We start from the raw sequence: 20,862 nt of genomic DNA on the forward strand, positions 1-20,862 counted from the left end.
GCCGCGTTCGAGGCCTTCGTCACCGACGAACTCGGCGCGCACCTGGTACGGCCCGACCGCAAGGGCGAGCCTGCCCGCTTCGGCAGGCTCGCCCGCGTCCGCCAGTGGATCGAGGCCGTCATCGACACCCTCAAGGGCCAGCTCAGCCTGGAACAACACGGAGCCCGAACCGAGGCCGGCGTCTTCGCCCGCACCGGTCAGCGACTGCTCGCCCTCGCCGCCGCCATCTGGCACAACTGGACCACTGGCGCCGCGATCAAGCGCTCACTCATCGCCTATGACCACTGAGGACATCGGACTCATTCATCTAGGGTCCGCCCCCCGACCAGCGCCCGCCGGGGCGGCGCCGGGAGCCCGACGACTGCCCCGCGAACGCTCCCGTCCCGCCATCCGGCCGCAGCAGGGGCCGTTCCGGTACGGCCCCTAGACTGGCCCCCATGACCGAGACCCCGTGGCCCGCCCCCGTCGCCACCGCCCCCGTCGACGCCACCGTCACCATCCCCGGCTCCAAGTCGGTCACCAACCGGGCCCTGGTGCTGGCGGCACTCGCCGACGGACCGGGCTGGGTGCGCCGCCCGCTGCGCAGCCGCGACTCCCAGCTGATGGCCGACGGCCTGCGCGCCCTCGGGGTCACCATCGAGGAGAAGGTCAACAACGACTCCGGCGGCACCGGCGGCGGCGAGGCCTGGCGGGTCATCCCCGCCCCCGCGCTGCGCGGCCCCGCGCGCGTGGACGTCGGCAACGCCGGCACGGTCATGCGCTTCCTGCCCCCGCTCGCCGCCCTCGCCGACGGCCCGGTCCACTTCGACGGCGACCCGCGCAGCCACGAGCGCCCCCAGCACGGCGTGATCAACGCCCTGCGCGCGCTCGGCGCCCGGATCGAGGACGGCGGCCGCGGCAGCTTCCCGCTCACCGTGCACGGCACCGGCGGCCTCGACGGCGGCCCGGTCGAGCTGGACGCCTCCTCCTCGTCCCAGTTCGTCTCCGCGCTGCTGCTCTCCGGCGCCCGCTACAACCACGGCGTCGAGGTCCGGCACGTCGGCGGCCCGGTGCCGTCGCTGCCGCACATCCGGATGACCGTCGAGATGCTGCGCCTGGCCGGCGCCCAGGTCGACGCCCCCGAGGACGGCGGCGAGAAGGACGTCTGGCGGGTCACCCCCGGCGCCCTGCTCGGCCGCGACCTGGTGGTCGAGCCCGACCTCTCCAACGCCGCCCCGTTCTTCGCCGCCGCCCTGGTCACCGGCGGCCGGGTCACCGTGCGCGACTGGCCCAAGCACACCACCCAGCCCGGCGACCAGCTGCGCGACCTCTACACCCGGATGGGCGGCGCCTGCGAGTTCACCGACGAGGGCCTGCAGTTCACCGGCACCGGCCGGATCCACGGCATCGAGGCCGACCTGCACGACGTCGGCGAGCTCACCCCGGTGATCGCCGCCGTCGCCGCCCTCGCCGACTCCGAGTCCCACCTGTACGGCATCGCCCACCTGCGCCTGCACGAGACCGACCGGCTGGCCGCCCTCGCCAAGGAGATCAACGACCTCGGCGGCGACGTCAGCGAGACCGAGGACGGCCTGCGGATCCGCCCGCGCCCGCTGCGCGGCGGCATCTTCCACACCTACGAGGACCACCGCCTGGCCACCGCCGCCGCGGTGCTCGGCCTCGCCGTGCCCGGTGTCGAGGTGGAGAACGTCGGCACCACCGCCAAGACCCTGCCCGACTTCCCGGGGATGTGGGCGGAGCTGCTCGGCGAAGGCACGGCGGCGACGGACGCCTGAGCGGAGACTGGAACCATGCGCCGCTACGGCAAGGACGCCGACGAGGACGACATCCGCAACCGCCCCGCCCGCCGGGGCTCCCGGCCGCGGACCCGGATCCGGCCCAAGCACGAGGACGCCGCCGGAGCGATGGTGCTGACCGTCGACCGCGGCCGGATCACCTGCCTGATCGACCCGGGGACCAAGCAGGAGCGTGAGGTCGTCGCCATGAAGGCCCGCGAACTGGGCCGCAAGGGCGTCGTCGTCGGCGACGTGGTCAACCTGGTCGGCGACCTCTCCGGGGACGCCGACACCCTCGCCCGGATCGTCCGGGTCGAGGAGCGCAGCTCCGTGCTGCGCCGCACCGCGGACGACGACGACCCGTACGAGCGGATCGTCGTCGCCAACGCCGACCAGCTGGCCATCGTCACCGCGCTGGCCGACCCCGAGCCCCGCCCCCGGCTGATCGACCGCTGCCTGGTCGCCGCCTACGACGCGGGCATGGAGCCGCTGCTGGTGCTCACCAAGTCCGACCTCACCCCGGCCGACGCGCTGCTGGAGTCGTACGCCCCGCTCGGCATCGACTACGTGGTGACCCGCCGGGACGAACTGGAGACCACCGGCGCCGAGGCCGTCCGCGAGCACCTGCGCGGGCTCTCCACGGTGTTCATCGGCCACTCCGGCGTCGGCAAGACCACCCTGGTCAACGCCCTGGTCCCGGACCGCCAGCGGCAGACCGGCGACGTCAACGCGGTCACCGGCCGCGGCCGGCACACCACCGTCTCGGCCCTGGCGCTGCGGCTGCCCCCGCCGCCCGGCGCCAAGCCCGGCTCCCGGAAGGCGCTCGACCCGGGCTGGGTGATCGACACGCCCGGCTTCCGATCCTTCGGCCTCTCGCACATCGACCCGTCCCGGGTCATCCTCGCCTTCCCCGACCTGGAGCCCGGCACCGTCGACTGCCCCCGTGCCTGCAGCCACGACGAGCCGGACTGCGCCCTGGACGCCTGGGTCGCCGACGGCCACGCCGAGGCCGCCCGGCTCTACTCGCTGCGCCGCCTGCTGTCCAGCAAGGAGGCCCGCGAGGGCGACTGACCCCCCGGGCGGTCCCGAGGCTGGTGGCCCGTTCGAGGTGTCGGACCGGCCCACCCTGGCGATCATAGGAAAGTCGGGCCGCGTACGGCCCGTCCGTCGATCGACAGGGAGGGCACGCGATGGCATGGGCCCTGGTGATCCTGGCCGGCCTCCTGGAGACCGGCTTCGCGATCAACCTCAAGCTCAGCGAGGGCTTCACCAAGCTCTGGCCCACCATCAGCTTCTGCGTGTTCGCCCTCAGCAGCTTCGGGCTGCTCACCCTCTCGCTGAAGAGCCTGCCGGTCGGCCCCGCCTACGCGGTGTGGACCGGCATCGGCGCGGCCGGCACCGCCATCTACGGCATGGCCTTCCTGGACGAGACCACCTCGGTGCTCAAGCTGGTCTCCATCTCCCTGGTGATCGCCGGCGTGATCGGCCTCCAGCTCAGCGGCTCGGCCCACTGACCCGGCGCCCCGGCTCTCCGGCGCGGCCCCACTGACCCGGCGACCTGGCGACCATCCACCGAGACGGCACCCGGACCGGCCCGACCCGCTGAGCTAGGGTTTCCGGCATGGCCGACTACCACGACGATCTCCGACTCGCCCACGTCCTCGCCGACTCGGCCGACTCGGTCACCCTGGATCGCTTCCGCGCCCTCGACCTCAAGATCGAGACCAAGCCGGACCTCACTCCGGTCAGCGACGCCGACAAGGCCGCCGAGGAACTGGTGCGCAGCGTGCTCCAGCGCGCCCGCCCGCGTGACGCCGTGCTCGGCGAGGAGTTCGGCCTGCAGGGCTCGGGCCCGCGCCGCTGGGTGATCGACCCGATCGACGGCACCAAGAACTACATCCGCGGCGTCCCGGTCTGGGCCACCCTGATCGCCCTGCTGGAGGACGGCCCGGACGGCGTCGAGCGCCCGGTGGTCGGCATCGTCTCCGCCCCGGCGCTGCAGCGCCGCTGGTGGGCCGCCAAGGGTCTCGGCGCCTACGCCGGCCGCAGCCTGGCCAAGGCCTCCCGGATCCACGTCTCCGGCGTCTCCCGGCTCGAGGACGCCTCCTTCTCGTACTCCTCCCTCACCGGCTGGGAGGACCGCGGCCGGCTGGACCCGTTCCTGGACCTCACCCGCGCCTGCTGGCGCACCCGCGCCTACGGCGACTTCTGGTCCTACATGATGGTCGCCGAGGGCGCCGTGGACATCGCCGCCGAGCCCGAGCTGTCGCTGTGGGACATGGCCGCGCCGTGCATCGTGGTCGAGGAGGCCGGCGGCCTGTTCACCGGCCTGGACGGCGTCCCCGGCCCCGGCGGCGCCGACGCGGTGGCCACCAACGGCCTGCTGCACGATGAGACCCTGCGGCGCCTGTCCGTCTGAGAGCCGCTCGCCCGCGGCTACCCGCCCGCTCGCCTCCCGGCGCTCGGACCCGGTGCCGCCTTCGGCTCGGGGCGGACGTGGGGCGGAACTGGTGCGGGCCCGTATGACCAGTGGGAGCTGGTCATACGGGCCCGCCGCTGTGATCGGTCCGGCTACTGCTTGCGCAGCTCCCGGACCGCCGCCTCCAGCCGCTGCCCGTAGTCGGCGTCGGCCTTGCGGAAGTTGTCGATCGCCCGCTCCACGATGTCCTCGCGGTCGGCCGAGACCTTGGCGATGAAGCCCGCCAGGTTGGCGATCAGCCGCTGCTTCTCCTCCTCGGAGAACAGCCGGTAGAGGGTGCCCGCCTGCACGAAGTCGTCGTCCTCGGCGTGCGCGGGCGCCGCGTGGGTGCCGGTGGAGCCGTCGACGGCGGCCGCGGCCCACAGCGGACGGCCGGTCTGCACCGGGCCGCCGAAGCTGTTCGGCTCGTAGTTCTTCTGCCGCCCGTGCCGGCCGTCGTACAGGTACCCGTCCCGGCTGTTGGTGCGGGCCTCGGTGGCGTGCGGGCGGTTGACCGGCAGGTGGTCGGCGTTGATGCCGACCCGGTAGCGGTGGGCGTCCGCGTAGGCGAACAGGCGGCCCTGGAGCATCTTGTCCGGGGACGGCCCGATGCCGGGCACGAAGTGCGCCGGGGAGAACACCGACTGCTCGACCTCGGCGAAGACGTTGTCGGGGTTCCGGTTGAGCTCCAGCTTCCCGATCTCGATCGGCGGGTAGTCGGCGTGCGGCCAGACCTTGGTCAGGTCGAAGGGGTTGAAGCGGTAGTTCGCCGCGTCGGCCGCCGGCATGATCTGGACCTGCACCGTCCAGCTGGGGAACTCGCCGCGCTCGATCGACTCGCGCAGGTCGCGCTGGTGGCTGTCCGGGTCCTCGCCGGCGAGCCGGTTGGCCTCGGCCTGGGTGAGGTTGCGGATGCCCTGCTCGGTCTTGAAGTGGTACTTGACCCAGAAGTGCTCGCCGGCCTCGTTCTGCCACTGGTAGGTGTGCGAGCCGTAGCCGTTCAGGTGCCGGTAGCTGGCCGGGATGCCGCGGTCGCCGAACAGCCAGGTCACCTGGTGGGTGGCCTCGGGCGACAGGCCCCAGAAGTCCCAGACGTTGTCGGCCTCCTGCGAGCCGGTGTACGGGTCGCGCTTCTGGGTGTGGATGAAGTCGGGGAACTTGATGGCGTCCTTGATGAAGAACACCGGGGTGTTGTTGCCGACCAGGTCGTAGTTGCCCTGCTCGGTGTAGAACTTCAGCGCGAAGCCGCGCGGGTCGCGCACCGCGTCGGCCGCGCCGAGGTTGCCGGCCACGGTGGAGAACCGCAGGAAGACCTCGGTCTGCTTGCCGGGCTCGGACAGGAAGGCCGCCCGGGTGTAGGGCGTCACGTCGGCGGTCACCGTGAAGGTGCCGTACGCGCCGGCGCCACGGGCGTGCACCACGCGCTCCGGGATCCGCTCGCGGTTGAAGTGCGCGAGCTTCTCGAACAGCAGCTGGTCCTGGATCAGGGCCGGGCCGCCGACACCCGCGGTCTCGGTGTTCTGGTTGTCGGCGACGGGGGCACCCGCCTCCGTGGTGAGGGTCGGGCGCAGCTCGTCCTGCGTGGTCATAGCGGGTCGCCTCCGAGGGATCCGGTCGTGTGACACGATCCTAACTTGGACTTTGTCCAAGTCAACACTGGCACCAATCTCAGAGCGCGACTTATCCTGGGTCCATGAGTGATCTGCTGGAGAGACTGCGCGGACGCGGCTGGCGGCTGACCTCACAGCGCCGAGTGGTGGCCGAGGTCCTCGACGGCGAGCACGTCCACCTCACCGCGGACGAGGTGCACGCCCGCGCCGCCGCCCGCCTGCCCGAGATCAGCCGCGCCACCGTCTACAACACGCTCGGCGAACTCGTCACCCTCGGCGAAGTGCTGGAGGTCGCCACCGACGGCCGCGCCAAGCGCTACGACCCCAACGCCCACCGCGCCCACCAGCACCTGGTCTGCTCCGGCTGCGGCGCGATCCGCGACGTCCACCCGCACGGCGACCCGCTCGCGGCACTGCCCGCCGCCGAACGCTTCGGCTTCGCCGTCACCACCGCCGAGGTCACCTACCGCGGCCTGTGCCCCGACTGCTGCCGCCCGTAGCCCTACGGCCGACTACGCGCTCAGCTCGGCGTGCAGCGCGCCCAGCAGCCGCCCGGCCCGCTCCGCGACCTCGGCCGGCCCGTAGTCGATCGCCCGCCGGCACCAGTTCTCGGCCTGCACCGGCTCGCCCCGGCGCAACGCCAGCAGCGCCAGGCGCAGCGCCGCCCGCCCGTGCCCGGCGTCGGCGGCCCGGGTGTACCAGAGCATCGCCTCCGCCTCGCTGTCCTGCCGGGCCAGCAGCAGCCCCAGGTTGAACGCGGCACTGCGGCTGCCCGCCTCGGCGGCCCGCCGGTACCAGCTCTCGGCGATCTCCAGCGCCCCGCGCTCGGCCGCCCGCACACCCATCCGCACCTGCGCGCGGCGGTGCCCGGCGTCGGCCGCCAGCGCGTACCAGTGCTCGGCCTCGGCGTCCGCGTCCCCGCGCCGGTCCAGCACCGAGGCCAGCCGGAACGCGCCCTCCGCCGAGCCGCCGGCCGCCGCCTGCCGGTAGCGCTCCAGCGCACCGGACAGGTTGCCGCGCTGCTCCTGGGCGACCGCCAGCTGCAGCGCCGCCTCGCCGTGGCCCTCGGCGGCGGCCCGCGCGTACCACTCCTGGGCCTGCCGCGCCTCGCCCCGCCCGGCGTGCAGCACGCCCAGGTTGAAGGCGCCGTCCACGCTGCCGGCCTCGGCGGCCTTGGAGAACCACGGCTGGGCGCCGGACTCGTCGCCGCGCTGGAGCAGCACCACGGCCAGCGCGTTGCAGGCCTCCCGGTGCCCGGCGTACGCGGCCCGGCGGTACCACTGCTCGGCCTGCTGCTCGCGGCCGGTGCCGGCGCAGAGCAGGCCGAGGTTGAAAGCGCCGTTCTGGTCGCCCGCGTCCAGGGCGGTGCGGTACCAGTGCTCGGCGGCCTTGGCCTCGCCGCGGCTGGCATGCAGGGCGCCGAGCGCGTTGGCGGCGTTGCCGTCGCCGGCCTCGGCGGCCTCCTGCCACCACTCGGCGGCCGCGGCGACGTCCCCGGAGTCGCGCAGCAGGAAGCCGAGCGCGCAGGCGGCCCGCGGCTCGCCGTTCTGCGCGGACTGCCGGTACCAGCGGGCCGCCTCGTCCAGCAGCGACCGGTCGGCGCGGGCGCGCTCCTCCAGCAGCACGCCCAGGCGCAGCGCGGCGCGGGCGTGGCTGCGGGCGGCGGCGGTGCGGTACCAGGCCTCGGCGGTCTCCTTGTCCCCGGCGGCCTCGCGCATCCGGGCCAGCCGGTAGGCGGCCTCGCGGTGCCCGGCGTCGGCGGAGACCTTGAACCAGCGCTCGGCCCGTACGTCGCGCCGGTGCTCCATCAGGTCGCCGAGCGCGTAGGCACCGAGCGGGTGGCCGTGGTCGGCGGCGAAGTGCAGCCAGTACTCGGCGGCCTCCTCCTCGCCCTGGTCACGCAGCTGGAGCCCGAGCGCGTGCGCGGCGGGGGCGCTGCCCGCCACCGCCGCCTGGCGCCACCACTGGCCGGCCTCGGCGCGGTGGCCCTGCTGGTGCAGCAGCACGCCCAGGTTGTTGGCGGCGGCCCGCACCCCGGCGGCCGCGGCGGCGCGCAGGTAGGGCTCGGCGTCCTCCAGGTCGCCGCGGCGCAGCAGCAGGGTGCCGAGCCGGCCGGCGGCGTCCGCGTCGCCGTCGTCGGCGGCCTGCCGGTGCCGGGCCTCCAGGGCGGCGGACTCCCGGGCGGCCAGCGCGGTCTCGAAGCTGGTGGGGTCCAGTCCGGCCGGGTCCAGCGCGGCGCCGACGGGCGACTCGTCGCCGCCCGCCCGGTACGGGCCGACGGCGGCGGAGAACTGACGGGTGGACACGTGGACCAGGCTGTCGGGCCCGGAGCCGCCGACCGCGGGGCGCTCGGACAGCCCGCTGGTGCGCTGGGCGGGCAGGGCCCCGGGGCGGCTGTCGGGGCTCTCGGGGCTCTCCGCCCAGGCGTCGGTGTCGGCCTCGACGGCCGCACCGGACTTGGCGCCTGACTTGCCGATCAGCCTCATGCCGACTCCCGCTCCCCCAGAGTGTCGCGGCATCGTGCCCCGGCCGACGGCCGGGGGGACTCCCAGGAGAGGCGCCGGACCCGACGGCCCATCAGCGGCCGTGCACCGTCCCCCGTGTGTCCCATCGTCGCATCACCCGCTACCCGCGTACACCTGCCCCGGCCGAATTCGGGTGGGGCGGACTCGAAGCCGACGGAATTGCTTCGGCGCTTTGTCGATTTCCCGACACTTCCACCCCACAAACCCCGGTGCCGTTCCCCATTGGCGACGGTCGATAGTACCGGAGCGGTTCCCGCCGCTTCCGGACGGAAACGTCCGGACACGACAGAGGCCCGGAGGAATGATCCTCCGGGCCTCTGACACTGAGTAGCGGGGACAGGATTTGAACCTGCGACCTCTGGGTTATGAGCCCAGCGAGCTACCGAGCTGCTCCACCCCGCGTCGTTGATCAAACAATAGCACGGGCGCGAGGGGCGAAAAACCAGAGCCGGAAGCACCCGGGAACGACAGAAGCCCGGAGGAAAGATCCTCCGGGCTTCTGACGCTGAGTAGCGGGGACAGGATTTGAACCTGCGACCTCTGGGTTATGAGCCCAGCGAGCTACCGAGCTGCTCCACCCCGCGTCGATGAGTGAACCGTAGCACGGACGCGGGGTAGAACCCAAAACGGTTGTCGCAGGTCAGCGGGACTACGGGTGCGGACTGGCCGCCCCCGAGCCGGACGGCGCCGCCGTCGGCGCCGGCGCCGGGCTGGCGCCGCGGGCCGCGTCGGCCGCCTTCAGGGCGTCCCCGAGCGCCTTCTGGGCGTTGCCGTAGGCCACCCAGTCGCCGTTCTTGAACGCGGTCTGGCTGTCGTTGTACGCCTTCGCCGCGTCCGAGAGCGCCTTCTGCAGATCCGGCGAGAGCGTCCCGCCCGGCGCCGGGGTGCCCGGCCCGGTGGGCGTGGGCGTCGGCGTCCCCGGGGAGGTCGGCGTCGTCCCCGAGCCCGGCGTCGTGCCCGAGCCCGGGACGGCCCCGCCGCCCGGGTTGGACGGCGCGACCGGCGTGGCCGGCGGAGCCTGCCCGGCGAACAGCTTCTTCAGCGCGTCCTCCAGGGTGTTCTCGAAGGCCACGTTGTCGTCCCCGTACACCGCCAGGACCTTCTGCAGCGTCGGGTACTTGGCGCCGCGCCCGCGCACGTACACCGGCTCGACGTTCAGCAGTCCGCCGCCGACCGGCAGGGTCAGCAGGTTGCCGTACTCCAGCTCGGTGTCGCCGCCGCTCTTCAGCGCGAAGATCTGGTTGGCCACCTCCTGGCGGGAGTTGAACTTCGACTGCACCAGGCCGGGCCCCGGTGCGCCGCTCTCGCCGGTCATCTTCAGGATCCGGATCTTCCCGTAGTCGTCGCCCGGATCCGCGTTGACGGACATGAAGGCCGCCAGGTTCGGCCGCTGGTTGGGCACGAAGCTGCTGGTCAGCGAGAAGCTCGCGGCGGGGGCGTCCGGCATCCGCACCGTCACGTAGTACGGCGGCTGGACCTGCCTGGTGTCACTGGTCGGGTCCACCGGGACCTGCCAGATGTCACTGCCGTTGAAGAAGGAGTTGGCGTCCGTCACGTGGTACTGGCCGAGCAGGTCGCGCTGCACCTTGAACATGTCCTGCGGGTAGCGCAGGTGCGGCAGCAGCGTCGCCGGGATGTCCGCCTTCGGCTCGACGGTGCCGGGGAAGGCCTTCATCCAGGTCTTCAGCACCGGGTCCTTGTCGTCCCACTGGTAGAGCTTCACCTCGCCGGTGTAGGCGTCCACCGTGGCCTTGACCGAGTTGCGGATGTAGTTGACCTGGTTGGCGGCGGTCAGCAGCTCACCGCGCTGGTTGGTCAGCGAGTCCTTGGTCGCGGTGCCCAGCGTCGTCTTCGACGAGAACGGGAAGCCGTCCGAGGTGGTGTAGCCGTCCACGACCCACACCACCCGGCCGCCCTGCACCACCGGGTACGGGTCGGCGTCGATCGACAGCCACGGCGCGACCTTCTCCACCCGCTCCTTCGGCGTCCGGTTGTAGATCACCTTGGCGCCGTCGGTGATCGCCCCGGCGTAGAGCATCTGCGGCTCGGCGAAGCGCACCGCGTACGCGGCCCGGGTGATCGGGTTGTCCAGCGAGACACCGCTGTCACCGTTGTACGTGTACTCCACGTTCTGGCCGGTCTTGACGTCGGTGTAGTCGATCTCCTTGTTGGAGCCGCCGACGATCGAGTACGTCGTCGTCTTCTCGCCGTAGTAGATCCGCTGCTCGTAGTCGCCCAGCGTGCCGGCGGCCGGCAGGCCGGACTCGGTGAACACCGGCCCGCCCTTGTCGTCGACCTGGTTGCCCTTGGCGACCGCCGCGCCGTAGCCGTGGGTGTACTTGAAGTGGTCGTTGATCCAGTTGCGCTGCACCCCGTTGAGGTCCAGCTCGCGCAGGCCGATCACGGTGTCCTGCTTGTCCGCGCCGGTGCCGTAGCGGTCCACCGACAGGGTGCTCGGGAACGCGTAGTAGTTGCGCTGCTGCTCCAGCGACTGGAACGTCTGGGACACGATGTTCGGGTCCAGCAGCCGCACGTCCGCGATGGTCTGCGCGTCCGGCTTCAGCGCGTCACCCGTGGTCGAGCCCTGCGGGCTGTACGGGGTGGTCTCCGAGTCCGCGATCCCGTACGCCTGCCGCGTCGCGTCGATGTTCTTCTGGATGTACGGCGTCTCCTTGGCCTGCTCGTTCGGCTTGACCTGGAACTGCTGCACGATCGCCGGGTACAGCCCGCCGATCAGCACCGCCGACAGCACCATCAGCCCCAGCCCGATCAGGGCCGGCGCCCAGGTGCGGCGGATCGGGGTCAGGAAGAACAGCACCGCGCAGATGATCGCGACGAAGAACAGGATCGTCTTGGCCGGCAGGAACGCGTTGGCGTCCACGTAGCGCAGGCCCGTCCAGCCCGAGACCCCCTTGTAGGAGCCGGTCTTCACCGCCAGCGCATACCGGTCCAGCCAGTACGCCACCGCCTTCAGCAGCACGAACACGCCCAGCAGCACCGCCAGGTGCCCCTGCGCGCCCGCGCTCGCCCGACGGCCCGGGCCCTGCAGCCGCAGGCCCCCGTACAGGTAGTGCACCAGCGCCGAGGTCAGCAGCGAGACGATCACCGCGCTGAACGCGAAGCCCAGCAGGAACTCGTAGAACGGCAGGTCGAACGCGTAGAACGAGACGTCCATGCCGAACTGGGCGTCCTTCTCACCGAAGGACGTCGCGTTCGTCCACATCAGCCAGGTCCGCCACTGGCCCGACGCCGCCGCGCCCGCCACCAGGCCGATCACCAGCGAGACGCCGATCAGCGCCCAGCGCTTGAACGGCGCCAGGCCCGCCCGGTAGCGGTCCAGGCTCTGCTGCTCCACCGACATCGCCGACAGCGGCGGCCGCAGCCGGTGCGCCAGCCAGACGTTGAAGCCGACGATCACCGCCATCAGCAGGCCGAACACCGCGAACAGCCCGGTCTTCGTCCACAGCTGGGTGGTGAACACCGAGGAGTAGTGCACCGACCTGAACCACAGCCAGTCCGTCCAGAACCCGGCGAACATGACGAACAGCAGGAACAGCACCGCGAGCACGCCCAGGGTCAGCAGGGCCACTCTCGCCCGCCGGGAGGGCGGGCCCACCCTCCGCCGGAAACCCGGCCCTGAGCGTTCCGGCATCTGGAATACCACGGTGGCACCTCAGCTGTGTCGTCTGGAATCGGTCGGTCGTCAGAGCAACTTAACCAGGCTTTGGCCGAGTTCCCGCCGTTAGCAGACGGTTACGACGACCTTCCCGCGCGACCCCCGGGGCGACCCCCCGCCGGCCCCCCTCCACCCCGACCCGAGCCCCCCGCCCCGGGCCGCCCGCAGCCGCCCCGGCGAGCGCCCGCCGCCCGGCGTGTGAGGATTGAGTCATGTCCGACGCGTCTGATCTGAACAACTCCCCCGACGACGTCTCCAAGCTCCCCGCCGCCACCCCGCTCACCCGGGCCGCGCTGGAGATCGACGAGTACGCCGCCACCCTCGGCTGGGACCTCCCGGCCCGGCTGTTCGCCCTGGTGGACAGCGCCGCCCTGCGCAAGGCCGACCCGCGCATCGCCAAGCAGCTCGGCCTCGCCGACACCGACGAGCCCGGCCTCACCCCGGTCGAGCAGGACGAGCTCCCGGCCGGCATGGAGCTCGACAAGTTCCTCGGCACCATCGCCTGGCCCGCCGCGGTGGCCGGCTGCGCCCTGGTGGTCGAGCGACTGATGCTGCCGCCGGGCTCCGAGCAGTCCCGCCCCCGGGGCGCCAGCGACGCCCAGCTCGCCGAGTGGGTGGCCAACCACCCCAAGCGCGAGGAGGTGCGGATCACCGCCGCGGTGCTGCGCGACGGCAAGAAGGAGATCGCCCTGCGGCTGCGCTCCAAGGACGTCGCCCGCGAGGTGCTGACCGGCCCGGACCTCGTGCCCGGCCTGACCGACGCGCTGCTGGCGACCTTCTCCTGACCCCCGCGCCCCGGTTACTCGGGGCAGGACGGCAGCGCCGAGGTCTGCCCGGAGCGGATCTGCTCCAGCGACTTCAGCGCGCCGTCCAGGGTGTCCGTCTTGATCAGGGTCAGCCCGGACGGCACGTTCTTGGTGGCCTCGGCGCAGTTCGAGGACGGGGTGAAGAAGTACTGGGCCCCGGCGTCCCGGGCGGCGATCAGCTTCATCGATATCCCGCCGATCGGGCCGACCTTGCCGTCGTCGTCGATGGTGCCGGTGCCCGCGACGAACTTGCCGCCGGTGAGGTCGCCGCCGGGGGTGAGCTTGTCGATGATGCCGAGCGAGAACATCAGCCCGGCGCTCGGCCCGCCGACGTCCTGCAGGCCGATGTCGATCTGGAACGGGTAGGTGTGCCGGATCCCGGTGCCGATGCCCACCACCGCGAGCTCGGCCCGCTCGGCCGGGGCCTTCGGGTCGAGGTCCTTGGCCCGCACGGTCGGAACGGTGACGTCGGTCTTCGTCCCCGGGGCGGCGGCGCCGTCGGCGGTGGCGTCCTTGGTCCGCGGCACCACGGTGAAGACCACCGACTCGCCGGGCTTGTGCTTGGTGACGGCGGCGACCACCTGGTCGACCGAGTCGACGGCGGTGCCGTCCACCGCGACGATCCGGTCGCCCGCGTGCAGCCGGCCCTCGGCCGGCGCCCCCGCGGTGACCGACTTGACGATCAGTTCGTTGCCGACCGGGACGCCCAGTTCCTTGAGCGCGGCGGTGCGGGCGCTGTCCTCGGAGGAGGCGAACTCCTCGGCGTTCTGCTTCTTGGCGTCGGCGTCCGACTGCCCCTTGGGGTAGACGTTGTCGTGCGGCACCACCAGCACGTCGTCGCGCAGCCAGCCGATCACCGCGTTGACCAGGCTGGGCTCGTACTTGGCCCCGGTGACCTGGACAGTGGTCATGTTGAGGTGCCCGCTCGTCTTGTACGAGTCGTGCCCGGTGATGGTGATCACCGACTTGCCCCCCTGCTCGCCCAACGTGTTGTACGTCGGGCCCGGGCTCATCTCCGTGTACGGCACCTTCATCAGCACCGAGACGCAGAGCAGCGCTATGAGCAGCAGGGTGGCAGCGAGCATCGTCGCGGAGCGGCGTGGCATGCCACGACAGTACGGGACGCCGATGACGCGGCGCCCGCCGGGCTACCGACCGGGATGCTCCCCGGGGGCGGCGGTGCCCGCGGTGGTGCGTTCCATCGCGGCCATGAAGCGCCGGTGCTCGGCGAGCGAGGCGGGGTCCCCGGTGGCCTTCGGGGCCCGTTGGGCCCAGCCCGCCCAGACGGCGGCGGCCAGGACGGCGACAACCGGAATGATCAGCCAGGCGAGCGCACCCATGTCAGTACTCCCAGCTCGTCGTGTCTATGAGCAGATTAACCACTCCGGCGGACAACGCGGCCGGCGCCATCCGGGTTACGGGACGGCCGATCGGCTCACTTCCAGGGAGTATCCGGCGCCCCCGGCCGGACCCGTTCGGGTGAGGCCACGGCGCGCCTGCCCGGAAAGACGTGCTCCGTGTGCGGCCGGTTCCGCCGCACCGGGGGCGGGAGCGCGATCAGCAGCCGCCGGCGCCGACCCACTCCTCCTCGCCATCGGCGAAGACCTGGTGCTTCCAGATCGGCACCTCGTGCTTGAGGTCGTCGATCAGCCTGCGGGCCGCCGCGAAGGCCTCGCCGCGGTGGGCGCAGGAGACGGCGACGATCACGGCTTTGTCGGAGATCTCCAGCCGGCCCACCCGGTGCACCGCGGCGAGCGCCCTGACCGGGAAGTCCGCGACGACCTTCTCGGCGATCCGGCGCATCTCCTCCTCGGCGGTGGGGTGGCAGCTGTACTCCAGCACGGAGACCGACTTGCCGCCGTCGTGGTCCCGGACCGTCCCGACGAAGACGGTGGTGCCGCCGGCCGCGTCGTCGCCGACCGCCTCGTACACCTCGTCCAGCGAGAGCGGGGTGTCGCGGATGGCGAGCAGACGGATGGGGTCGTGGTTCTCGGACATGTCCCCATGATTGCTCATCCGGGGCCGACCGGGGCAAGGGTCTTCCGCATCACGATTCCAAAATTTCGCATCGCGAGAACTTCGGGCCCGGACTCGACCAGCCCCACCCGGCCCGCCCGCCTCAGAAGCGACGCCGCTTGCGGGCCCGGCGCACCAGCGCCGCCGTACCGACCAGCGCCACCGTCGCCCCGGCCGCCCCCAGACTGGTCGCGGCCTCCTTGCCGCCCAGCCGGCGCCCCGCCACCGCGTGCTTGCCGGACACCTGCGCCAGCAGCTCGGCCAGCACCTGCTCATTGGTGAACTCCGGCCGCCAGCCCGCCTCGTGCAGCCGACTGCCGGACACCACCCACGGGTACATCGTGTACGCCAGGTCCCCCGCCGGGGCCGGGGTCAGGCCCAGCCGGTGCAGCCGGGCCGCGGTCCCCAGCGCCAGCGCGGCCGGCAGCTCCATCCGCCGGATCCCCGACAGCCGCTCCACGTCCTCCTGCTCCAGCCAGCCGTCGCAGCCGACCGTCACCTCGCCCTCGACCAGGCCGAGCGCCGCGTACTCCAGCGCCGCCGCCAGGTCGTCCACGTGGCAGAACTGCCAGCACGGGCGGGAGCCGGCCACCACCAGCAGCCGGGGCGCCTCGAAGTGCCGGGTCAGCACGGTGTCCACACCCGGGCCCACCACCACCGCCGGGCGCAGCACCGTCACCTGCAGGCCTGGGTGGGCCCGCGGCGCCCGCCGGGCCAGCCGCTCGATCTCCAGCAGGTCCCCGACCAGCGAGGCCTCCTCGGTCGCCCGCAGCTCGGAGTCCTCGGCCAGCGGCACCTCGTTGTCGGCCAGCGCGCCGTAGACCATCGCGGAGGTGCACAGCACCACCCGGTGCACCCCGGCGGCCGCGGCCGCGGTCAGCACCGTCTGGGCGCCGCGCACGTTGTAGGCGCTGCGGGCCCGCGGATCGGACTCCATGCCGAAGTCCATCGCCAGGTGCACCACGACGTCCACCCCGGCCAGCCGCTCGGCCACCGCCGGGTCCCGCACGTCCAGGACCCGCCACTGCACGCCCGGGACCTCTCCGCGCCGGTCGTCCACCGCCAGCACCCTGCGCACGTGCGGCGAGGCCACCAGCCGGGCGGCGACCCGCTCGCCCAGCACACCCGCGGCACCGGTCACGGCCACGGTCAGCGGCCGCCCGCCGTAGGCTGGAGGCGGTGACGCCGTGGCGTCCGGATCGTCCTCTCCAGCGGTCAGCCCAGAGCGAACGTCCGAGGGCGGGGAACTCACCGGCCATCCTCCACGGTTAGCTTATGTGCGTACGGACGTGTGTCACGTACGTCCATCCTGCCCGAGGCGAAGGCCCGGCGGTGCACCCGGCGCGGGCCTTGCGCCCGGGAGCCGCCCACGAGTCCCCCGCTCCACCGGAGCCCCGGGCGGACCGAACTGCCCGCCACACCCGTATGACGGCCTACCGGATCGAGGACCCCGTGAGCGACCTTCCCTTCGGATTCGGCGTTCCTCCCGAGGAGCCCGAGGACGGCAAGGCCAAGCCCGACGACGCGCAGAAGAAGGACCAGGGCCAGGAAGGCGCCGGCGCCCAGCCGTTCGGCTTCGGAGCCGGCAACCCCTTCGGTGCGATGTTCGGCATGCCCGGCGCCCCGGGCGGCCCCGGCGGCCCCGGAGCCGACAACCCCTTCGCCGCGATGTTCGGCGGCCTCAACCCCGGCGACCTCGGCGCGGCCTTCCAGCAGCTCGGGCAGATGCTCTCCTTCGAGGGCGGCCCGGTGAACTGGGACCTCGCCCTGAACATCGCCCGGCAGACCGTCATCGCCGAGCCCGCCGAGGGCAAGAGCAAGGACCGCTCCGTCGGCGCCGTCGAGCGCGCCGCCGTCGAGGAGGCCGTGCGCCTGGCCGACCTCTGGCTCGACGGCGTCACCGAGTTCCCCTCCGGCGCCGGCACCGCCGTCGCCTGGAGCCGCGCCGAGTGGATCGAGGCCACCCTCCCGGTCTGGAAGGACCTCGTCGACCCGGTCGCCGAGCGCGTCGGCACCGCCATGGGCGGCGTCCTGCCCGAGGAGATGCAGGCCATGGCCGGCCCGCTGATGGGCATGATGCGCTCCATGGGCGGCGCCATGTTCGGCACCCAGATCGGCCAGGCGCTCGGCGCCCTGGCCGGCGAGGTGGTCGGCTCCACCGACGTCGGCCTGCCGCTCGCCCCGGCCGGCAAGGCCGCCCTGCTGCCGCAGAACGTCGCCGAGTTCGGCGAGGGCCTGAACGTGCCCGCCGAGGAGGTCCGGCTCTACCTCGCCCTGCGCGAAGCCGCCCACCAGCGGCTCTTCGCCCACGTGCCGTGGCTGCGGGCCCACCTGCTGGGCGCCGTCGAGGCCTACGCGCGCGGCATCAAGGTCGACACCTCCCGCATGGAGGAACTCGTCGGCCAGCTCGACCCGAGCAACCCGGAGGCGCTCCAGGAGGCACTGGCCGGCGGCCTGCTCCAGCCCGAGGACACCCCCGAGCAGAAGGCCGCGCTCGCCCGCCTGGAGACCGCGCTCGCCCTAGTCGAGGGCTGGGTCGACGCCGTCGTGCACGCCGCCGCCGAACCCCACCTGCCGCAGGCCGGCGCCCTGCGCGAGACCGTCCGCCGCCGCCGCGCCGCCGGCGGGCCCGCCGAGCAGACCTTCGCCACCCTGGTCGGCCTGGAACTGCGCCCGCGCCGCCTGCGCGACGCCGCCCGGCTGTGGGCGCTGCTCGCCGACGCCCGCGGCGTCGAGGGCCGCGACGCCCTCTGGGAGCACCCCGACATGCTGCCCACCGCCGCCGACCTGGACGACCCGGACGCCTTCGTGCACCGCGGCAGCGGCGATCTGGAGGGCGGCTTCGACTTCGACGCCCTCGACAAGCTCCTCGGCGAGGCCGCGGCCGGCAAGCCCGACCTCAGCAAGCCCGAGCCGCCGAAGACCGACGAGGACGGCACCGACGGAAAGGGCGAGCCCACCGCATGACGGCCACCGGCACGGACGCGCCCACCCTGCACGCGGACGCCGTCCGCACCCTGACCGACTGGCGGCCCGCCGACCAGGACCAGGAACAGCTGCGGCTCGACTACCTCGCGCACCTGGCCGAGCAGCCCGAGGGCCTCTACCGGTCCTGCCTGCCCGCCCACATCACCGCGAGCGCGGCGGTCGTCGACCCGGCCGCCGGGCGGGTGCTGCTCACCCTGCACCCCAAGGTCGGCATGTGGCTGCAGATGGGCGGGCACTGCGAGCCCGGCGACGGCGACCTCGCCTCCGCCGCGCTGCGCGAGGCGGTCGAGGAGTCGGGCATCCCCGAGCTCACCCTGCTGCGGGAGAACGGTGCCCCCGTCCCCGCCAAGCTGGACCGGCACCTGGTCCGCTGCACCGGCAAGGACCGTCCGGAGAACACCCACCTGGACGTCCAGTACATCGCGATCGCCCCGGCCGGAGCGCAGGCGATGATCAGCGAGGAGTCGCTGGACCTGCGCTGGTTCGACTACGACCGGCTGCCGGAGCTGACCGACCACTCGGTGCGCGACCTGGTCGCCCGCGCGCGGCGGCTGACCGCCTGACCGGCTGAGGTGCGACGCGCCAAGGGGGCGCGGACCGATGCGGTCCGCGCCCTCTTTTCGTATGCCCGTATGACCGCCGCCCGCCCGCCTCAACCGCAGGAGGCCGCCGGATCCGGACCGGGCGCACCGTGCCGGGCACCCGGGATGTGCGGCAGCCGGGCGGCCGACACCACGCCCTCCAGATAGCCGCGAGCCCGCTCCGTCCGGGGGTAGGCCTCCAGCAGCGCCCAGAACGCCGGGCCGTGGTCCGGCACCAGCAGGTGCGCCAGCTCGTGCAGCAACACGTAGTCCAGCACGTACTCCGGCATGCCCTGCAGCCGGTGGGACAGCCGGATCGTCCCCTCACTCGGGGTGCAGGAGCCCCAGCGCGAGTTCTGGTTGGTCACCCAGCGGACCTGCACCGGCTGGGCCCGGCCGTCCAGATGGGCGGCCGACAGCTCCCGGGCCCGGGCCATCAGGGCATCGTCCCCGAGGATCCGCCGGCGCTCCTGGGCGGCGAGCTTCTCCAGCATCTGCGCGACCCAGCGCTGCTCCTCCGCGTGCGACAGCCGGGCCGGGATCAGCACGACGGTGCGGTCGCCCTCGCGGTAGGCGGAGACGGTACGGCTGCGGCGGGCACTGCGGCGCACCTCGACCCGGCTGCGGTCGTGCGCCTCGGGCGGCACCGCTCCGGCGGGCGGGTGCTGCGGCCTCGACTGCTGCTTGTCGTGCGGCTTCTCGCGCTGCTTCTCGTCCGGGCGCCCGCGTGTGCTCGGCGTCGCCGTCTGGGACCCGGACGCTGCACGGGCACGCCGACGCGACGCCGGTGGATGGGAGTCCCGCTCGGCTGCCATGGCACACGACGTTACCCGGTACGGCTGACAGAAGTCCGGTGCCGTGGCCGAAATCTTTCATGGAGCGATCGGGAACGAAAGGCCGACGGGGGGTGTCCGGAAACCGACGCCAGGAGGGATGGGCGGTTATCCACAGGGCTCGCGAACAGATGGTGTGATCATGCCCCCGGGCCTGTGGATAACCTTCCGCACGCCATCGGCGCGATGGGGCATGCTGCGGTCAGCCGTCCGGAAACGATCGGAAGGGAGATCGTCGTGCGCCTCGTGCTCAAGCCCGCCCTGTCCCGCAGCTGGCGGGACTCCGAGACCCTGCAGTTCGGCACCGTCACCCGGTACGCCGGAGTGCTCGGCAACGCCGACAAGACGCTGTGCGCGTTCCTCGACCTGCTCGACGGAACGCGCGACCGGCCCGAGCTGCTGTCCGCCGGCGAGCGGATCGGGCTCGGCCGCGAACCTGCCGACACCCTGCTGAGCGAACTGGAGGAGACCGGGCTGCTCGACGACGCGGAGGCGACCGACAAGGCACTGTCCCGCTTCCCCCTGCCCCACCGGGACATCCTCAGGCCCGACCTCGCCTCGCTGTCCCTGGTCCACTCCGGCCCGGGCGCGGCACCGGCCGTCCTGGCCCGCCGGTCCGAGGCCCGGATCGAGGTACGCGGCGCCGGCCGGGTCGGCGCGGCCGTCGCCGCGGTGCTCGCCGCCGGCGGCGCCGGCAGCGTCACCGTGGCCGACAGCGGACGGGTCCAGCCCGGCGACTGCTCCCCTGCGGGACTGCCGCCCACGGACATCGGGCGGCTGCGCTCGACCGTCGCCCGGGAGGCCGTCCAACGGGCCGCAGGGCGCCCAGTGGTCCCGGTGCCACGGCGGAAGAACGACGACCCGCCACCCGACTTCGTGGTCCTCGCCCCGCGGGACGGCAGCGCCGCCTTCGCGGGCGGGACGTACGAGGCCCGGCTGCTGCTCCGGGCCGGGGTGCCGCACCTGTACGTGGGCGTGGTCGAGGAGTTCGGCATCATCGGACCACTGGTGATCCCGGGGCGATCGGCCTGCGGACACTGCCTGGTGCTGCGGCGGGAGGACGAGGACGCCGACTGGCCGAGAGTCCTCGCGCAACTGGCGGACAACGGCCCCGGCCGGGCCCGCACACCGGCCTGCGACACGGCCCTGGCGACGACCGTCGCCGGACTGGCCGCGCTGCACGTCCAGGTGTACCTGGACGGCGGCCGACCGCCCAGCGTCGACGGCTGGTGCGAGATCTCGGCGGGCGACGGAATGCCCCGCCGCCTGCGGCTACGAGGACACCCGGACTGCGGCTGCCTGTGGCAGCCGCTGCCCCCGGGCTGAGGAGGAGGGAGGAACCAGGACGAACGCGCCGGGCCCGGGCCCGGCGGCTGCGGGGCTCAGCAGCCGCCCGACCCGAGGACCGGACCGACACGGGCACAGAGCCCGTGGCCAGGCGAGCCCATGGCCAGGCGAGCCCATGGCCAGGCGAGCCCATGGCCAGGCGAGCCCATGGCCAGGCGAGCCCATGGCCAGGCGAGCCCATGGCCCGGGGCCCGCCGGGGGGGGCCGCGCCGCGGCGGGATAATGCGGCAGGCGTAAAGAAGGGGCG

General features: G+C 73.2%; 17 protein-coding genes, 2 tRNA genes and 1 pseudogene. 10 read left to right on the top strand and 10 right to left on the bottom strand.

Translation table 11 applies throughout. From position 1 onward, the window contains the following. The 5 genes and pseudogenes from ACZ3YL_RS19325 to hisN all read left to right on the top strand — a co-directional run. A pseudogene (locus tag ACZ3YL_RS19325) lies at positions 1-288 on the top strand (IS982 family transposase); the annotation flags it as partial. Positions 289-437: 149 nt separating this feature from the next. Continuing rightward, the gene (gene aroA, locus ACZ3YL_RS19330; RefSeq protein ID WP_188303053.1) at positions 438-1,775 is read left to right on the top strand and encodes a 3-phosphoshikimate 1-carboxyvinyltransferase; all 1,338 of its coding nucleotides are present in this window, start codon (positions 438-440) and stop codon (positions 1,773-1,775) included. Between the two features lie 15 nt (positions 1,776-1,790). Further along, a complete protein-coding gene (gene rsgA / locus ACZ3YL_RS19335; RefSeq protein WP_188303054.1) occupies positions 1,791-2,846 on the top strand; it encodes a ribosome small subunit-dependent GTPase A in 1,056 nt (351 codons plus the stop codon). Between the two features lie 119 nt (positions 2,847-2,965). Then, the gene (locus ACZ3YL_RS19340) at positions 2,966-3,289 is read left to right on the top strand and encodes a DMT family transporter (RefSeq protein ID WP_188303055.1); all 324 of its coding nucleotides are present in this window, start codon (positions 2,966-2,968) and stop codon (positions 3,287-3,289) included. 107 nt (positions 3,290-3,396) lie between these two features. Further along, positions 3,397-4,194, top strand: coding sequence for a histidinol-phosphatase (gene hisN, locus ACZ3YL_RS19345; protein WP_188303056.1), 798 nt, complete (start codon positions 3,397-3,399; stop codon positions 4,192-4,194). A gap of 152 nt (positions 4,195-4,346) precedes the next feature. On the opposite strand, the gene ACZ3YL_RS19350 is transcribed toward hisN, so the two are convergent. Further along, entirely contained in the window at positions 4,347-5,822 is a 1,476-nt protein-coding gene (locus ACZ3YL_RS19350; protein ID WP_465658673.1) for a catalase, read from the bottom strand. Between the two features lie 104 nt (positions 5,823-5,926). Between ACZ3YL_RS19350 and ACZ3YL_RS19355 the strand changes: the two genes are divergently transcribed. After that, complete coding sequence (locus ACZ3YL_RS19355) at positions 5,927-6,343, top strand: Fur family transcriptional regulator (protein ID WP_188303058.1); 417 nt, start codon at positions 5,927-5,929, stop codon at positions 6,341-6,343. 12 nt (positions 6,344-6,355) lie between these two features. Here the strand turns inward: ACZ3YL_RS19355 and ACZ3YL_RS19360 are convergent, their stop codons facing one another. The 4 genes from ACZ3YL_RS19360 to ACZ3YL_RS19375 all read right to left on the bottom strand — a co-directional run bounded on the left by ACZ3YL_RS19360 (position 6,356) and on the right by ACZ3YL_RS19375 (position 12,020). Next, positions 6,356-8,329, bottom strand: coding sequence for an SEL1-like repeat protein (locus tag ACZ3YL_RS19360; protein WP_188303059.1), 1,974 nt, complete (start codon positions 8,327-8,329; stop codon positions 6,356-6,358). Between the two features lie 367 nt (positions 8,330-8,696). Then, a tRNA-Met gene (locus ACZ3YL_RS19365) sits at positions 8,697-8,770 on the bottom strand. Positions 8,771-8,878: 108 nt separating this feature from the next. Beyond that, positions 8,879-8,952, bottom strand: a tRNA-Met gene (locus ACZ3YL_RS19370). A gap of 65 nt (positions 8,953-9,017) precedes the next feature. Then, a complete protein-coding gene (locus ACZ3YL_RS19375; protein ID WP_465658675.1) occupies positions 9,018-12,020 on the bottom strand; it encodes a UPF0182 family membrane protein in 3,003 nt (1,000 codons plus the stop codon). Between the two features lie 236 nt (positions 12,021-12,256). Here ACZ3YL_RS19375 and ACZ3YL_RS19380 point away from each other — a divergent pair, with 236 nt between their 5' ends. Further along, the gene (locus tag ACZ3YL_RS19380; protein WP_188303060.1) at positions 12,257-12,829 is read left to right on the top strand and encodes a PPA1309 family protein; all 573 of its coding nucleotides are present in this window, start codon (positions 12,257-12,259) and stop codon (positions 12,827-12,829) included. A 14-nt stretch (positions 12,830-12,843) separates the two neighbouring features. Here ACZ3YL_RS19380 and ACZ3YL_RS19385 read toward each other — a convergent pair whose 3' ends face one another. From ACZ3YL_RS19385 to ACZ3YL_RS19400, 4 genes are all read right to left on the bottom strand, one after another. Continuing rightward, the gene (locus ACZ3YL_RS19385) at positions 12,844-13,956 is read right to left on the bottom strand and encodes a YlbL family protein (protein ID WP_188303061.1); all 1,113 of its coding nucleotides are present in this window, start codon (positions 13,954-13,956) and stop codon (positions 12,844-12,846) included. A 42-nt stretch (positions 13,957-13,998) separates the two neighbouring features. Beyond that, positions 13,999-14,190, bottom strand: a complete 192-nt coding sequence (locus tag ACZ3YL_RS19390) for a hypothetical protein (protein WP_188303062.1) — start codon at positions 14,188-14,190, stop codon at positions 13,999-14,001. 217 nt (positions 14,191-14,407) lie between these two features. Next, a complete protein-coding gene (locus ACZ3YL_RS19395) occupies positions 14,408-14,848 on the bottom strand; it encodes a molybdenum cofactor biosynthesis protein MoaE (protein WP_465658677.1) in 441 nt (146 codons plus the stop codon). A gap of 121 nt (positions 14,849-14,969) precedes the next feature. Then, complete coding sequence (locus ACZ3YL_RS19400) at positions 14,970-16,118, bottom strand: NAD-dependent epimerase/dehydratase family protein (protein ID WP_188303064.1); 1,149 nt, start codon at positions 16,116-16,118, stop codon at positions 14,970-14,972. Positions 16,119-16,318: 200 nt separating this feature from the next. Here ACZ3YL_RS19400 and ACZ3YL_RS19405 point away from each other — a divergent pair, with 200 nt between their 5' ends. Beyond that, on the top strand, positions 16,319-17,833 hold the full coding sequence (locus tag ACZ3YL_RS19405; protein WP_465658679.1) for a zinc-dependent metalloprotease: 1,515 nt from the start codon (positions 16,319-16,321) through the stop codon (positions 17,831-17,833). Continuing rightward, the gene (locus ACZ3YL_RS19410) at positions 17,830-18,417 is read left to right on the top strand and encodes an NUDIX hydrolase (protein WP_188303066.1); all 588 of its coding nucleotides are present in this window, start codon (positions 17,830-17,832) and stop codon (positions 18,415-18,417) included. The genes ACZ3YL_RS19405 and ACZ3YL_RS19410 overlap by 4 nt, the downstream gene beginning before the upstream one ends. 89 nt (positions 18,418-18,506) lie before the next feature. Here the strand turns inward: ACZ3YL_RS19410 and ACZ3YL_RS19415 are convergent, their stop codons facing one another. Then, positions 18,507-19,250, bottom strand: a complete 744-nt coding sequence (locus tag ACZ3YL_RS19415) for a M48 metallopeptidase family protein (RefSeq protein ID WP_465658681.1) — start codon at positions 19,248-19,250, stop codon at positions 18,507-18,509. Between the two features lie 255 nt (positions 19,251-19,505). On the opposite strand from ACZ3YL_RS19415, the gene ACZ3YL_RS19420 reads away from it, so the two are divergent. Further along, positions 19,506-20,594: a TOMM precursor leader peptide-binding protein gene (locus ACZ3YL_RS19420; RefSeq protein ID WP_465658683.1), complete on the top strand. Its 1,089-nt coding sequence runs from the start codon at positions 19,506-19,508 to the stop codon at positions 20,592-20,594. The last annotated feature ends 268 nt before the right edge of the window (positions 20,595-20,862 follow it).

The sequence above is a fragment of the Kitasatospora sp. NPDC023176 genome (assembly GCF_055560495.1).